The 14,569-nt window shown below is 37.5% G+C and carries 10 protein-coding genes, 3 tRNA genes and 1 pseudogene; 12 read left to right on the top strand and 2 right to left on the bottom strand.

Annotated features, from left to right (window positions below):
* Positions 1 to 72 precede the first annotated feature (72 nt).
* The 3 genes from clpX to ACFIJL_RS01275 all read left to right on the top strand — a co-directional run bounded on the left by clpX (position 73) and on the right by ACFIJL_RS01275 (position 4,467).
* The gene (gene clpX / locus ACFIJL_RS01285) at positions 73 to 1,347 is read left to right on the top strand and encodes an ATP-dependent Clp protease ATP-binding subunit ClpX (RefSeq protein WP_375622148.1); all 1,275 of its coding nucleotides are present in this window, start codon (positions 73 to 75) and stop codon (positions 1,345 to 1,347) included.
* Positions 1,348 to 1,530: 183 nt separating this feature from the next.
* Positions 1,531 to 3,957, top strand: coding sequence for an endopeptidase La (gene lon, locus ACFIJL_RS01280; RefSeq protein WP_375622147.1), 2,427 nt, complete (start codon positions 1,531 to 1,533; stop codon positions 3,955 to 3,957).
* A gap of 231 nt (positions 3,958 to 4,188) precedes the next feature.
* On the top strand, positions 4,189 to 4,467 hold the full coding sequence (locus tag ACFIJL_RS01275; RefSeq protein ID WP_120122030.1) for an HU family DNA-binding protein: 279 nt from the start codon (positions 4,189 to 4,191) through the stop codon (positions 4,465 to 4,467).
* A gap of 1,055 nt (positions 4,468 to 5,522) precedes the next feature.
* Here ACFIJL_RS01275 and trmFO read toward each other — a convergent pair.
* Complete coding sequence (gene trmFO / locus ACFIJL_RS01270) at positions 5,523 to 6,935, bottom strand: methylenetetrahydrofolate--tRNA-(uracil(54)-C(5))-methyltransferase (FADH(2)-oxidizing) TrmFO (RefSeq protein WP_375622146.1); 1,413 nt, start codon at positions 6,933 to 6,935, stop codon at positions 5,523 to 5,525.
* A gap of 164 nt (positions 6,936 to 7,099) precedes the next feature.
* Between trmFO and ACFIJL_RS01265 the strand changes: the two genes are divergently transcribed.
* From ACFIJL_RS01265 to ACFIJL_RS01240, 6 genes are all read left to right on the top strand, one after another.
* Positions 7,100 to 7,182, top strand: a tRNA-Leu gene (locus ACFIJL_RS01265).
* A 134-nt stretch (positions 7,183 to 7,316) separates the two neighbouring features.
* Complete coding sequence (gene tig, locus ACFIJL_RS01260) at positions 7,317 to 8,744, top strand: trigger factor (RefSeq protein WP_375622145.1); 1,428 nt, start codon at positions 7,317 to 7,319, stop codon at positions 8,742 to 8,744.
* 146 nt (positions 8,745 to 8,890) lie between these two features.
* Positions 8,891 to 10,390, top strand: a complete 1,500-nt coding sequence (gene gatB / locus ACFIJL_RS01255) for an Asp-tRNA(Asn)/Glu-tRNA(Gln) amidotransferase subunit GatB (RefSeq protein WP_375622144.1) — start codon at positions 8,891 to 8,893, stop codon at positions 10,388 to 10,390.
* A gap of 181 nt (positions 10,391 to 10,571) precedes the next feature.
* Entirely contained in the window at positions 10,572 to 10,970 is a 399-nt protein-coding gene (locus ACFIJL_RS01250) for an NADH:ubiquinone oxidoreductase subunit NDUFA12 (RefSeq protein WP_375622143.1), read from the top strand.
* Between the two features lie 89 nt (positions 10,971 to 11,059).
* Entirely contained in the window at positions 11,060 to 11,485 is a 426-nt protein-coding gene (locus ACFIJL_RS01245) for a DUF2155 domain-containing protein (RefSeq protein WP_375622327.1), read from the top strand.
* Positions 11,486 to 12,371: 886 nt separating this feature from the next.
* On the top strand, positions 12,372 to 13,085 hold the full coding sequence (locus ACFIJL_RS01240; RefSeq protein WP_375622142.1) for a rhomboid family intramembrane serine protease: 714 nt from the start codon (positions 12,372 to 12,374) through the stop codon (positions 13,083 to 13,085).
* Between the two features lie 3 nt (positions 13,086 to 13,088).
* On the opposite strand, the gene ACFIJL_RS01235 is transcribed toward ACFIJL_RS01240, so the two are convergent.
* A complete protein-coding gene (locus ACFIJL_RS01235) occupies positions 13,089 to 13,919 on the bottom strand; it encodes a TrmH family RNA methyltransferase (RefSeq protein WP_375622141.1) in 831 nt (276 codons plus the stop codon).
* 205 nt (positions 13,920 to 14,124) lie between these two features.
* On the opposite strand from ACFIJL_RS01235, the gene ACFIJL_RS01230 reads away from it, so the two are divergent.
* The 3 genes and pseudogenes from ACFIJL_RS01230 to ACFIJL_RS01220 form a co-directional block, all read left to right on the top strand.
* A tRNA-Tyr gene (locus ACFIJL_RS01230) sits at positions 14,125 to 14,208 on the top strand.
* Positions 14,209 to 14,239: 31 nt separating this feature from the next.
* A tRNA-Gly gene (locus tag ACFIJL_RS01225) sits at positions 14,240 to 14,313 on the top strand.
* Between the two features lie 180 nt (positions 14,314 to 14,493).
* Positions 14,494 to 14,569: pseudogene (locus tag ACFIJL_RS01220) on the top strand (elongation factor Tu); the annotation flags it as partial.

Genomic DNA, 14,569 nt, shown 5'->3' with positions numbered 1-14,569 from the left:
TTTGATTTTCATGATGAAAAGCTTCCTTTGAAAAGGCAAAGTATTCATATATCGTGGTGAAAGGAAAGAAAAATGAGCAAAATTAGCAATAGCGGGAACGAATCGAAAAATACTCTCTATTGCTCGTTCTGCGGCAAGAGTCAGCATGAGGTGCGTAAGCTCATTGCGGGGCCTACTGTATTTATCTGTGATGAATGTGTAGAGCTTTGCACGGATATTATTCGGGAAGAAAATAAGTCTTCAGGGGTCAAGGTGCGTGATGGTGTTCCTACTCCACAGGAAATTATAACAGTTCTTGATGATTATGTTATTGGTCAGCAGCATGCAAAACGTGTTCTTTCTGTTGCTGTTCATAATCATTATAAACGGTTGGCGCATCAGTCTAAAAGCAATGATGTTGAGTTGGCGAAATCAAATATTCTTCTTGTTGGTCCAACGGGATGTGGTAAAACATATCTTGCACAAACATTAGCACGTATTATTGATGTACCTTTTACGATGGCGGATGCAACCACTTTGACTGAAGCAGGCTATGTGGGAGAAGATGTTGAAAACATTATTTTAAAGCTTCTTCAAGCCGCGGATTATAATGTTGAACGTGCGCAGCGTGGTATTGTTTATATTGATGAGGTTGATAAGATTTCTCGTAAAGCAGATAATCCTTCTATTACAAGAGATGTTTCTGGGGAAGGAGTTCAGCAAGCGTTATTAAAAATTATGGAAGGAACGATTGCTTCTGTTCCTCCTCAAGGTGGACGTAAGCACCCGCAACAAGAGTTTCTTCAGGTTGATACCACAAACATCTTATTCATTTGTGGGGGGGCTTTTGCAGGTTTAGAACGGATTATTTCAGGGCGTGGTGAAAAAACTTCTATTGGTTTTTCTGCGACCGTTAAGGCTCCTGATGAGCGTTGTGTTGGTGAAATTTTTCGTGATTTAGAGCCTGAAGATCTTATAAAATTTGGTTTAATACCAGAATTTATTGGGCGTCTTCCTATAGTGGCTACCTTAGAGGATTTAGACGTTAACGCTCTCGTGCAAATTTTATCACAACCTAAAAATGCGTTAGTAAAGCAATATCAGCGTCTTTTTGAAATGGAAAATGTTGAGTTAGCATTTCATGAAGATGCTTTGCGTGTTATTGCGAAGAAAGCAATTGAACGTAAAACTGGCGCACGCGGTTTACGTTCTATTATGGAGAAGATCCTTCTTGAGACGATGTTTGAATTACCGGCTCTTGAAGGCGTTCAAAAAGTGGTTATTTCGAGTGATGTCGTTGATGGGAAAGCGCGTCCTCTTTATATTTACTCAGAACGTGCAGAAGATAAAGAAAATGTATCAGCATGACATTGTGCGATGCACAATATAAAAGGTGGTAATGAAGGGTATTTGATGGGTATTTCTAATAATATCATTATAATGCTTGATTTATGTATGAGTAATGACCACTTCATGTACAGTGAAGAGCTGAGGTTTTCTAAAGGTGGGCTGGTTGTTGTAGATAGCTCATAGGCTCCAGAAAGGAGAATTATGCAATATATTGATGAAAAGACAGATGAAGTAAGAGATGGGGTTTATGCTGTTTTACCTCTTCGTGATATTGTTGTCTTCCCCCATATGATTGTTCCACTTTTTGTGGGCCGCGAAAAATCAATTCGTGCTCTTGAAGAAACGATGGCGGTTGACAAGCAAATACTATTGGTGACACAAAAAAATGCTTCTGATGATGATCCAAAATCAGAGGATATTTATCATATTGGTACATTTGCTAATATTCTTCAACTTTTAAAGCTTCCTGATGGTACTGTAAAGGTTTTGGTTGAAGGAACTGCACGTGCAAAAATTAGTCAATTTGCTTTAAGTGAAGGTTATCATCAGGCTTTTGCAACTGTTACAGAAGAACCTAGAGAGAGTGATGTTGAGATTGAAGCTCTTTCAAGGTCAGTGATTGCTTATTTTGAAAACTATGTAAAGCTTAATAAAAAAATCTCTCCTGAAGTTGTGAATGCGATTGGCCAGCTTGATAATCCTTCTAAGCTTGCCGATACGATTGCTTCTCATTTGATGATTAAACTTGCTGAAAAACAGGAAATATTAGAGCTCTTACCTGTACGGGCCCGTCTTGAACGTGTTCTGTCCTTCATGGAAGGAGAAATTTCTGTTTTGCAGGTTGAAAAACGTATTCGTTCGCATGTTAAACGGCAAATGGAAAAAAACCAACGAGAATATTATCTCAATGAGCAGATGAAGGCTATTCAAAAAGAGTTAGGAGCAAGTGATGATAGCCGAGATGAACTCTCTGAATTAGAGGAACGTATCAAGAATACAAAACTATCCAAGGAAGCACAGGAAAAAGCTGGAGCAGAATTGAGGAAATTGCGGAATATGTCTCCTATGTCTGCAGAAGCGACAGTTGTACGTAACTATCTTGATTGGTTATTAGCAATGCCTTGGGGTAAAAAATCTAAGATTAAAAACAACTTAGATTTTGCTGAAAAGGTCATGAATAATGAACATTTTGGTCTTGAAAAAGTTAAGGAGCGAATTATTGAATATTTGGCCGTACAAAGTCGCGCGTCAAAGATAAAAGGTCCCATTATTTGTTTGTTAGGTCCTCCTGGTGTAGGGAAAACATCATTAGCGCGCTCTATTGCAAAGGCAACGGGGCGTGAGTATGTTCGTATCTCATTGGGAGGTGTCCGAGATGAAGCAGAAATTCGTGGACATCGCCGAACATATATTGGCTCGATGCCTGGAAAAATTATCCAGTCTATGAAAAAAGCAAAAAAATCTAATCCGCTTTTCTTGCTTGATGAAATTGATAAAATGGGACAAGATTTCCGTGGCGATCCTTCATCCGCTTTATTAGAAGTTCTTGATCCTGAACAAAATAGTACATTCATTGATCACTATTTGGAAGTTGAATATGATCTTTCTGATGTGATGTTTATCACAACTGCCAATACGCTTAATATTCCAGGTCCGTTAATGGATCGTATGGAAATTATTCGTATTGCTGGTTATACGGAATGTGAGAAAATGGAAATTGTTAAACAGCATCTTTTACCAAAAGCACTAAAAGATCACTGTTTGTCTAAAAAAGAACTCAGTATTTCTGATGGAGCACTAAGGTCAATTATTCAGTTTTACACACGTGAGGCAGGCGTTCGTAACCTTGAACGTGAACTCATGAAAATTTCCCGCAAATCCGTTACAAAAATTCTCAAAACGCATCAAAAATCTGTAAAAGTTACAGAAAGTAATATTCATGATTTCTTGGGTGTTAAACGTTATCATTACAATCAGATTGAAGGCGAAAATCAAATTGGTGTTGTAACAGGCCTTGCGTGGACAGAAGTTGGCGGAGAGTTATTGACCATTGAAGGAGTTATGATGCCCGGCAAAGGTAAGATGACTGTAACTGGAAATTTACGTGATATTATGAAAGAGTCCATTTCAGCGGCAGCATCTTATGTACGTTCTCGTGCTGTTGATTTTGGTATTGAACCTCCACTTTTTGAAAAACGCGATATCCATGTTCATGTTCCAGAAGGGGCGACACCAAAAGATGGCCCCTCTGCTGGGATTGCAATGGTGACAGCAATTGTTTCGGTCCTTACAGGAGTAGCTGTGCATAAAGATATTGCAATGACTGGTGAAATTACTTTACGTGGACGCGTTTTACCCATTGGTGGATTAAAAGAAAAACTCTTAGCAGCTCTTCGAGGAGGGATAAAAAAAGTACTTATTCCTGAAGAAAACGCAAAAGATTTGGTTGATATTCCTGATGATGTCAAAAATAATATGGAAATTATTCCGGTAAATCATGTGAGTGAAGTTTTGAAACACGCTTTGGTTCGTTTTCCAGATACTATTGAATGGGAAGAACCCTCTACAGGGGCTGTTCCAATCCGGTCAGAGAGCAGTGATAGTGAAGGAATACAGATTGCACACTGATTCACTTATCTCATTTATAACGGCATTTTTTAGGTGGCAGAAGGCGTTTTTGAGGTTATTATTCTGTTTTTTGTTGGGAAAAGTGAAAAATTCCGTGAATAACTGTGATTATTGCTAAAAAAACAATGTTTTGGATAAAAATAAGACTTCTGTTTGCTGTACTTTTCAATAAACTGACCAATAACATGATTAAGTCATGTTGTCAGGTAATATAGGGAAAGGAAATATTTTATGAATAAAAGTGAATTGGTTAGCTCCGTTGCTGAAAAGGCAGGTGTTTCAAAAGCGCAAGCTGGTGCTGTTGTTGATGCTTTTATGGCTTCTATAACTGAAGCTTTGGCTTCAGGGGGAGATGTTCGTCTTCCAGGTTTTGGCTCTTTTGAAGTTTCTCATCGTGCTGCAACAAAGGGGCGTAATCCTTCAACTGGTGCTGAAATCGATATTCCAGCACGTTCTGTACCAAAATTTTCTGCAGGAAAAAGCCTTAAAGAAGCAGTTAATAAAAAATAATTTAAGCTACATTAAAAAAACCCGCTTATAAATAAATCGGGTTTTTTTAACACATGTGTTATGCTCGTTTTCACATAACACTTTGAGATCTTTGCGATACTTTTTATTTTCATGTATTGCTGGAAATATATTGTTTTTAGTCTTTTCATAAAATATTGCACTATATTAATTGAGCGCGGGTATGGCTTATAAAATGTAATATTAACTTTTATTACGCTGAAATGTTACGGTATTTATTTCAAAACAAGATCCGTAAATAATATGAGGCAAAAAACTCTGTAAAGTTTATAAAAGTTATTATATACTACCATTTACGCTTAACAAAAGCGCATGTTGGTGCCACCATATTATCTATTTTTCTCAGTTCCTATAATGTTGCGACTAGCTCTCCGATATCTGAGACGAGTGCGTAAGCGATAGTTTTATTCTTTTACTTATACGCCAACCTTTCTTGTGACGCACCAAGAGGATAATTTTATTGATTTATTAGAGAGCCTGAAATGAAAGAATCTTTTGATATTCAGATTTGGTTTTCAATATTGTGATTTTTCTTGGCATTTGAGAGGGGAGAGATAGCTCCAGCTCTATCTGCAAATATTTGTACCATATCTTTATTTTACTTGTGATATGCAGGAGAGCGTTTTTTCTTCATCACACAAGAGTTAAAATAAGAGAATATCACAAATTTTGAGGGAGGAAGTTAAAAAACAGAAAAATTACTCTTATAAAATAATATACATTACGTAATATAAAAACTATTAATAAAGATAGTACAGTATTATGTGTGTATTTTTCATCTATTTTTTTGATTATTCATAATATATTTATATGCTTATTTTGTTTTTAGTCATTAAATCATATTAAATTGTTGATAGCAGTAAAAGTTTTTTTATAGCGAATAGTTATTTTCGCAGCACCTACACAATTGAATAAATGATGAAACGTAGGGTAGTATTTATTGATTGGGGGAGGCTGTCTTTAAAAGGCTTTAGGATGATTTTTTCACGAGAGTCATAAAGATCTATTCAGTAGGTGAGAGGCGAATCGTATGTTTTTTATAAACAGGAGCTCTTTGATTCTTTATCTGCTAACCACTGAGTACAATCATTGAGGGCTCTCGCTGTTATGGCTTGTTTTTTTACTAATTTTTTTTCTTTACTTGGTAAACGTTTCCCTGAATGTTTAATAGAAGCAATAGGGGGAAAAAGTCCGAAATTGATATTCATTGGCTGAAAAGACTGTGTTTCTGCTTTTTCATCTATGATGTGTCCCCCCGTAATATGATTCAAAAGGGCTCCGAATGCTGTAGTTTGTGGGGGTAGGCAAGGAGAAATATGATGATATTCGGCAGCAGCAAAACGTCCAGCAAGAAGCCCTATTGCCGCTGATTCTACATAACCTTCGCATCCGGTAATTTGCCCTGCAAAGCGTAGTTGTTTTGTTTGTTTTAAACGAAGGGTTTGATCAAGAATGATTGGCGAGTTGAGGTAGGTATTGCGGTGAAGACCACCAAGACGCGCAAACTCTGCTTTTTCAAGACCGGGAATCATTCTAAAAATGCGAATTTGTTCACCATATTTCAGTTTTGTCTGAAAGCCGACCATATTATAAAGCGTTCCAAGTTTATTGTCTTGGCGTAATTGAACGACAGCATAGGGTTTAACTGTAGGATTATGGGCATTAGTTAAGCCCATAGGTTTCATAGGACCATGTCTTAACGTTTCAAGTCCGCGCTCAGCCATAATTTCAATTGGTAGGCATCCATCAAAATAGGGCGTTTTTTCAAAGTCACGAAACTCTGTTTTATCTGCATTTTTTAACGCTTGAACGAATGTTTCATACTGTTCTTTATTTAAGGGACAATTAAGGTAATCTTTTCCTGTTCCCTCTGGGCCAATCTTATCATAGCGCGACTGATACCAACAAATATTCGTATCAATACTATCGGTATGGATAATAGGTGCAATAGCATCAAAAAAAGAGAGTGATTCTGTTCCAGTTATTGCTTGCAATTCTCGAGCAAGTGCAGATGAGGTAAGGGGACCCGTTGCGATGATAACATGTTTCCAAGCTTTAGGAATTTTTTGAACTTCTTCACGTTTAATCGTTATAAGAAGGTGGTTTTCGAGTGCTGCTGTAACGGTTTTTGAAAATCCATCACGGTCAACAGCAAGGGCACTCCCTGCGGGGACTTTATTGGCATCAGCAGCTTTCATAATCAACGATTTTGCTAATCGCATTTCAGCATGGAGAAGTCCTACGGCATTTGTTGATGAATCATCGCAACGAAATGAATTTGAACAAACCAGTTCTGCCAATTTATCCGTTTTATGGGCATCTGATTTTTTCTGGGGTCGCATTTCATGCAAAATAACAGGAATTCCTGACTGAGCGATTTGCCAGCTTGCTTCACATCCCGCAAGACCGCCACCGATGATATGGATTGGAGTATCAAATGTCTTTAGCATACTCGACTTTTAGCGTAAGCAGCCGTATATGAAAAGCATAGATTTTGTTTTTGTTATTTATGAGAATAATGTATATTCGTTTTTTTAATATATTTGTTTGCTTTTTTTCTCTAATTAATGGTATAGAAGCGCCGTTTGTATAAGGTTATTAGCTTGTCAGTTTGGCGGATGTGGCGAAATTGGTAGACGCACCAGATTTAGGTTCTGGCGGGAGACCGTGGGGGTTCGAGTCCCTCCATCCGCACCAAAGCAATCCTTTAAGTGCTACGGATTTCTACGTGTCTGGAATTCCGCTTCATGGTGATGTAACACTCAACGTGTTAGAATGTAATGATTATTAGAGTGGGCACGTCCCTCTCCTTAGAAAAATGAAGGTGTTTAATGCAGGTTACCGAGACGCTTAATGAAGGACTGAAGCGCGAAATTAAGATCGTGGTTCCAGCAAAAGATTTAGAAGAAAAGTTGAATGAACGGTTAGATGATACCAAGGGTAAGATTAAGCTTAATGGTTTTCGTCCTGGTAAAGTGCCTAGTGGGCATTTACGAAAAATGTATGGTAAATCTTTTATGGCGGAGATTCTCAATGAGATACTCAGTGATGCGCCACGTTCTATTTTAGCGGACCGCAATGAACGTGCAGCGATGCAGCCAAAAATTGACATAGATGAAGATGAAAAAATTCTAGATGGCAAAGCCGATTTTACTTTTAGTTTAAAGTATGAAGTTTTACCGAAAATTGAAATTAAGGATTTTGAACATATTGAAGTTATCCGTGAAATTGCAACTGTCCCTGAACAGGATATTGATGATCAAGTCAATCGCGTCCTTTCTTCTACGCGTAATTATTCCCTAAAAGAGGGGAGTTCTGAAGAAGGTGATCGTATTACCATAGATTATCAAGGTAAGCTTGAAGGCGTTCCATTTGAAGGTGGGGAAGATAGTGATGCACAACTGATTCTTGGGTCAAAACAATTTATTCCTGGTTTTGAAGAGCAATTGGTTGGTGTGAAAGCTGGGGATGTAAAAACGATTTTTGTTAAATTTCCTGATAATTACAGTGCGGCACATTTGGCGGGACGGGAAGCAGAGTTTGACATTACTGTCAAAGCTGTCTTTAAACCAGATGAATTAAAAATTGATGATGAAGCGGCACAAAAAGTTGGTTTAGAGTCTATAGATCGCTTACGTGAGGTCGTTCGTGGTCAGATTGAAAACCAATATGGTTCAGTGACGCGTCAAAAAGTTAAGCGTCAAATTCTTGATGCTTTAGATGCTGATTATAATTTTGAGATTCCTGAAGAACTTTTAGAAGTTGAGTTTAACAATATATGGGCTCAGGTTAATGATGATTTGAAAAAGGCTGGGCGCAGTTTTGAAGATGAAGGTGTTACAGAAGAAAAGGCACGGGAGGAATATCGTGTTCTTGCACAACGTCGTGTTCGTCTTGGTTTAGTGCTTTCTGAAATTGGAGTAAAGGTTGGTGTTAAAGTTAGTGAGGATGAGCTAAAGGCAGCTGTTTTTGATCAGGTTCGCCAGTATCCTGGACAAGAGAAAGAGATTATGGATTTTTTTCGTAAGACGCCAGAAGCTGTTGAAAATCTGCGTGCTCCGATTTTTGAAGAAAAGGTCATTGATTATTTGTTAGCACAGATAAAAGTGACAGATAAAGAAGTGACAGTTGAGGAATTGATGAAAGAATATGACGAATCAGAGGACATTGAAGAAAAGCCGGCAAAGAAAAAATCTGCAGTGAAGGAAAAGTCCGCAGAGAAAACATCAGCTAAGAAAAAAGCTCCTAAAAAAGCTTAATATTCACGCAAGTAAAACAAGTCCGATAGAATCGGACTTGTTGTAAGATTTATATCCTGGGGTTTCCCTGAGAGAATGGTTTTAAATAAGCCATGAGTATATTTTAAGTACATGAGTATATTTTAAATATTGGTAGTGGATTGGCAATGAGCATCATTGATACGCGTACTCCTGATTCTAAGCGTTTTATTTCTGGAGTTACAGGTGATTGGGAAGTCATCATTGGCATGGAAGTTCATGCGCAAATCATATCAAATTCGAAACTTTTTTCAGGAGCATCAACCAAATTTGGTGCAGAGCCGAACAATCATGTATCACTTATTGATGCAGCCATGCCAGGTATGTTGCCTGTTCTTAATCAAGAATGTGTTCGTCAAGCGGTTCGAACGGGGTTAGGATTAAAGGCGCATATTAATTTAAAATCTGTTTTTGATCGCAAAAATTATTTTTATCCAGATTTACCGCAAGGGTATCAGATTTCTCAATTTCGCTATCCCATTGTGGGAGAGGGAAAGATTATCATATCTGTTGGTCCAGATTCGAATGGCCAATTTGAGGATATTGAAGTGGGAATTGAGAGGTTGCATCTTGAACAGGATGCTGGAAAATCGATGCACGATCAACATCCAACGATGTCTTTTGTAGATCTTAATCGTTCTGGTGTTGCTCTTATGGAAATTGTTTCCAAACCTGATATGCGCTCATCAGATGAAGCCAAAGCCTATATGACAAAATTGCGTACGATTGTTCGTTATTTGGGCACTTGCGATGGCAATATGGATGAAGGTTCTATGCGTGCAGATGTCAATGTATCTGTTCGTCGTCCTGGTGAAGATTTTGGAACGCGCTGTGAAATTAAAAACGTTAATTCTATTCGCTTTATTGGTCAAGCAATTGAATATGAAGCGCGTCGTCAGATTGCAATTTTAGAAGATGGAGGCGTTATAGACCAAGAGACTCGGCTTTTTGATGCCGCTAAAGGTGAAACGCGCTCTATGCGCTCAAAGGAAGAAGCGCATGACTATCGTTATTTTCCTGATCCTGATCTTTTACCATTAGAATTTGATCAAGCATTTGTGGATGCTTTGGCAGCAGACTTACCAGAATTGCCTGACGCTATAAAAGCACGTTTTGTTAAGGAAATGGGATTGACAGTGTATGATGCTTCCATTCTTGTGACAGAAAAGGCTATTGCTGATTATTTTGAAGAAGTAGCACGTGGGCGTGATGGAAAAATAGTTGCCAATTGGGTGATTAATGACCTTTTAGGGGCTTTAAATAAAGATAATCGTGAGATTGAAGAGTCACCAGTATCGCCAAATCAATTGGGAAGCATTATTGATCTCATAAAAGAAGGAGTTATTTCTGGAAAAATTGCCAAAGATCTTTTTGAGATTATTTGGAATGAAGGGGGAGATGCACGCCAAATTGTAGAAGAGCGAAATATGAAGCAGGTGACGGATACAAAGGCTATTGAAAGAGCTGTTGATGAGATCGTTGCCAATAATTCTGATAAAGTTGCGCAAGCAAAGCACAAACCTGCTTTAGCTGGTTGGTTTGTTGGACAGGTAATGAAAGCAACAGGTGGTAAGGCAAATCCCCAAGCTGTTAATGAATTGGTTAAGATTAAACTTGGCATAGATTAAATTTTATGGGGTGGAGCAGAAGCCATACATATGATATCTTCTCGAAATTAAAGGATAGCACGTTAACCTATCAATTGGAATTGTAGTTGAATTTACGAGTAACTTTTTCGATAATTTCAATCGTTAATAATTTTATTCCAACGATTAATTTCATGAGCGCACTAAATGAATGGAATAGCAGATGGCTCGTTTTTTAAAGCAAATCTTCACATGGTGGAATGGCAATACCATTGGTACGCGTTTTTTTACATGGCGCAAAGGTAAGCGGATAGGGGAAGATCAATTTGGAAATATATATTATGAAGGAGGACTTCATAAGGATGGTTATCCGCACCGTTGGGTTATCTATAAAGACTATTCTGAGGCCTCTACTATTCCACCAGGTTGGCACGGTTGGATTCATCATCGCTGTGAGTGTCCACCAACACAGGAGGATTATCATCCTTATGAATGGGAAAAGCCTCATGTTGCAAATATGACAGGAACAAGTGAGGGCTATCGACCAAAGGGGGCTATCACCTCCAGTGGAGAGCGTTCTTGTGTGCATGAAGATTATGATGCGTGGTCACCTAAAAAATAAAATATTTTAATGTACGTGTGTATTTTTGTCTTATTTGACTCTATGTTATGAAAAGAATTATTTTTTAAGGTGCGATTGATTTTGATATGATGAGATTTTTTTTATTGTTAGGGGTGAGGCATTTTATATATATTTTTTTTATGGGAATTTTAGTGTTTTTATCCTTAAATAATGGGGTGCGGGCTGAGCGTATTAGCAATGGAATTGCTGTTTTTGCAGGTCTTGACAAAATCACGGGACGGACCACACGTTTTGAAGTTACTCTTGGTAAAATTTATCAGTACGGCGCATTACAGGTAACTCCACGTGCGTGTTATACGAGCTCTAAAGATGAGCCAACGCGTACAACTGGTTTTGTCGAAGTCAATGAAGTGACATTAGATAAAAAAATACGACGTATTTTTACAGGATGGATGTTTGCAGATAGTCCTGGGTTGAATGCTGTTGAGCATCCTATTTATGATGTGTGGTTAAAGGATTGCAAGCAGAATTCTCAAGATCTTCCTCTTCAATGATTAGTGTGTTATCTATTTATAATACATTGATTTATAATGGTTTTTGTTATTTTGCAACTTAATAGGAGGTTAAAATTCCTATGATTGCCTCATTTAAATTTTTTTTATATTGAATTAATCCGAACTATTCTCTTGCGCGTTATAAGTGGCGGATGCGTAGATAAGACCGTCTAAGAAAGGAATAAAAATTTCTGTCATGAATTGTTTAAATTCAAAGATGCATCATTAGAATAAACATATTTTTTCAGTGTTTCATAGGAGACAGTTCTTGCATTATATCTGTTAAAGGTTGAAATGAAAGGCTTGTTTATATTTGTTAAAGAGATGAACTGACGCTTTTGCATTTATGAGGAAAACAGACTATTAAGTAAGTAATTCATTATGAAACATCAATTAGTATATTTAGAGAACGCTGTGTTGGTCGTTTTTTTCTCATAGAGATGTTGTTTTTCATTCAAAGAGTAGAAGCAATGCAAGCCATATTAATGGAAAAATTGAGATTTAAGATTATTTAAAGTTTATCAGTCGAAGTATAGCTTGATTAAAAAATGCAATGATCAATATATTTCTAGTAAGAAAACAATGTTTATGTATTTTTATTATATACCACACTCATAAGTGAGTTTATCTATTCGTAAGTTATTGTATATTGTATAATAACTTCGCATTTAAGTAAGCAGGATACCACTAAGTTTGTAAATCATATTCTTGATATCCATGCTTTTTTTAATCTTTTGTATAAAATACAGGTGTTTTCATATAGAGCTATTGAAAATTTAAAAAGGGGCTTCGAAGAGGCGTTAAAAGGATTCTGCATCACTGGGAGTGGTGTATTTATTTTGTATAAAGAATAACCCATTTTCTGAAAAATACGAGATTTTATACAATGAAAGTTTCTAGTCACCAGCATAATGATGTTTCCCGATTGCCGAAACAACCTAAAGAACCTTTATTGAATGTTCCATTTATTATAGTTGTGTTAATAGCATTTTGTTTTTGTCTTTATTGCATTTCTCAGTATTTTTTTTCTCATCAGGTTTATGTTGAAAGCCTTGAGTTTTTTTCATTTATACCAGCATTGTTTAAGAGGGATCCTGTAGCATTTTGTTATACCATGGTGAGTTATTCATTTATGCATAGTAGTTTTAAACATGTTGCTCTTAATATGGTTTGGCTTTTGGTTTTCGGCTCTCCTTTAGCAAGGCATTTTGGTGTTTTACGTTTTTTAATTTTTTGGGTGTTAACGGCAGTTATTTCTGTTTTGACTTATTTTACATTTCATCAAGAAAGTACCATATCACTTGTTGGGGCATCAGGTGCAGTATCTGGAATGATGGGTGCTATTGTACGTTACGGTTTGCCCAGCCGCTATTTAGGTGTTAAAGAATTTGGGGGGCATTTATTGTCCATCAAAAAAGCTCTACGTTCCAAGGGGGTGCTTGTTTATATGAGTATGTGGCTGATAGCTGACTTTATCATAGGTATTTCTTCCATTCTGTTTGAAGAAAACGGTATCTCAATAGCATGGGAAGCTCATATTGGCGGTTTTTTTGCGGGTTTTTTGTTGGTTGGTTTTTTTGATGTTTCACAAAAAAATTAAAAATTAGAATCTAAGATATTTATGCGCTACATAAAGTGCTATTGTTGCTGCGTTTGAAACATTTAATGATTTAATATTTCCTGGCATATCAAGGCGTGCTAGAGCGCAAACGGTTTCACGTGTTTTTTTACGCAAGCCTTTACCTTCTGCTCCTAAAACAAGAGCAATTTTATTTCCTGTTAATGCTGTTTCTAGAGGTTGGTCACCTTCTGAATCGAGACCAAAGCTCGTAAAACCTGTTTGATGAAGTTCTTGAAGAGCTTCAGCGAGGTTTCGTACGGTAATATAATGAATCATCTCCAGAGCTCCTGATGCAGCTTTTGCGAGAACTCCGCTTTCGTGGGGAGAGTGACGGCAAGTTGTAATAAGTGCTTTAGCTTTCAATGCAACTGCAGAGCGCATAATAGCGCCAACATTATGTGGATCGGTAATTTGATCCATGACAATGACCAGATCAGTATTGGTCAGTTCCGACAGTTTGCATGGTTTGAGGGGGAGAGTTTCCAAAACAATACCTTGATGAACAGCCTCACTTCCAACAAGCGAATCAAGATATTTGGGGGTGCATAATGTAACAGAGCAAGGATAATCTGATTCGGATATATTTAATCGTTTTAAGGCATTTTGTGTAACATAAAGACATTTTAAAATTCTTTTTGGGTTTTCTAAAGCAGCCTGAACAGAATGAATGCCATAAAGATGGATGATTCCTTGCTGTAAAGAAGCAGTTTTCTTCTTTGGGTGTGTAAAAGATCGAGAAGGAGAGCCTTTTGTGTCGCGATATCGGCGACGTAAACGAGCATAATGAGAATTTTGTGATATTTTTTCTTTCATAGCTTCTTTATAGCGTGTTAATAAGAAAAATAGAGAGAAAAAATCTATAATTTAAAATTATGAGCAGGAAATTTGTACAGAATTGTATTTATTCTGTTGACAGATACAATAGTAATCGTCATAACCACTTCGCAATCAGATTGAATTGAATGGGTGTTCAAGATGGTTGTCGTGATGTCTCATTGCGCGACTTTATCGGTGTAATGGAGGGGTGCCCGAGTGGTTAAAGGGGGCGGACTGTAAATCCGTTGCGTATGCTACGTTGGTTCGAATCCAACCCCCTCCACCATTCATCGAAGGAGAGTTAGTACATGGGTCATGCGGGTATAGCTCAATGGTAGAGCAGCAGCCTTCCAAGCTGAATATGCGGGTTCGATTCCCGCTACCCGCTCCAAATGGTTGTTGATGATTGGGCAAATAGGTATGATGGAAAATATTCCATTTATAGATTGGGTGGGATTTTCCGTCTAAGAGTTGTGGTGATTGGGCTGTATACAGTCTGGTCAGACTTATTTTTGCAGAACTGTCCCTAGATGCTAACAAAAATAGGGAATAAAACAAGAGATTAATAGCAATGGCGAAGAGCAAGTTTGAACGAACAAAACCGCATGTTAATATTGGTACGATTGGTCACGTTGATCATGGGAAGA

The sequence above is a fragment of the Bartonella sp. TT119HLJHH genome (assembly GCF_042193385.1).
Classification (GTDB): domain Bacteria; phylum Pseudomonadota; class Alphaproteobacteria; order Rhizobiales; family Rhizobiaceae; genus Bartonella.
This window is presented reverse-complemented; position numbering and strand designations above follow the sequence as displayed.

Excerpts from the sequence above, each read along its gene's own strand:
- trmFO (WP_375622146.1), bottom strand. The coding sequence starts at position 6,935 with ATGCTAAAGACATTTGATACTCCAATCCATATCATCGGTGGCGGTCTT.
- gatB (WP_375622144.1), top strand. The coding sequence starts at position 8,891 with ATGAGCATCATTGATACGCGTACTCCTGATTCTAAGCGTTTTATTTCT.
- ACFIJL_RS01240 (WP_375622142.1), top strand. The coding sequence starts at position 12,372 with ATGAAAGTTTCTAGTCACCAGCATAATGATGTTTCCCGATTGCCGAAA.
- clpX (WP_375622148.1), top strand. The coding sequence starts at position 73 with ATGAGCAAAATTAGCAATAGCGGGAACGAATCGAAAAATACTCTCTAT.
- lon (WP_375622147.1), top strand. The coding sequence starts at position 1,531 with ATGCAATATATTGATGAAAAGACAGATGAAGTAAGAGATGGGGTTTAT.
- ACFIJL_RS01250 (WP_375622143.1), top strand. The coding sequence starts at position 10,572 with ATGGCTCGTTTTTTAAAGCAAATCTTCACATGGTGGAATGGCAATACC.
- ACFIJL_RS01275 (WP_120122030.1), top strand. The coding sequence starts at position 4,189 with ATGAATAAAAGTGAATTGGTTAGCTCCGTTGCTGAAAAGGCAGGTGTT.
- tig (WP_375622145.1), top strand. The coding sequence starts at position 7,317 with ATGCAGGTTACCGAGACGCTTAATGAAGGACTGAAGCGCGAAATTAAG.
- ACFIJL_RS01245 (WP_375622327.1), top strand. The coding sequence starts at position 11,060 with ATGAGATTTTTTTTATTGTTAGGGGTGAGGCATTTTATATATATTTTT.
- ACFIJL_RS01235 (WP_375622141.1), bottom strand. The coding sequence starts at position 13,919 with ATGAAAGAAAAAATATCACAAAATTCTCATTATGCTCGTTTACGTCGC.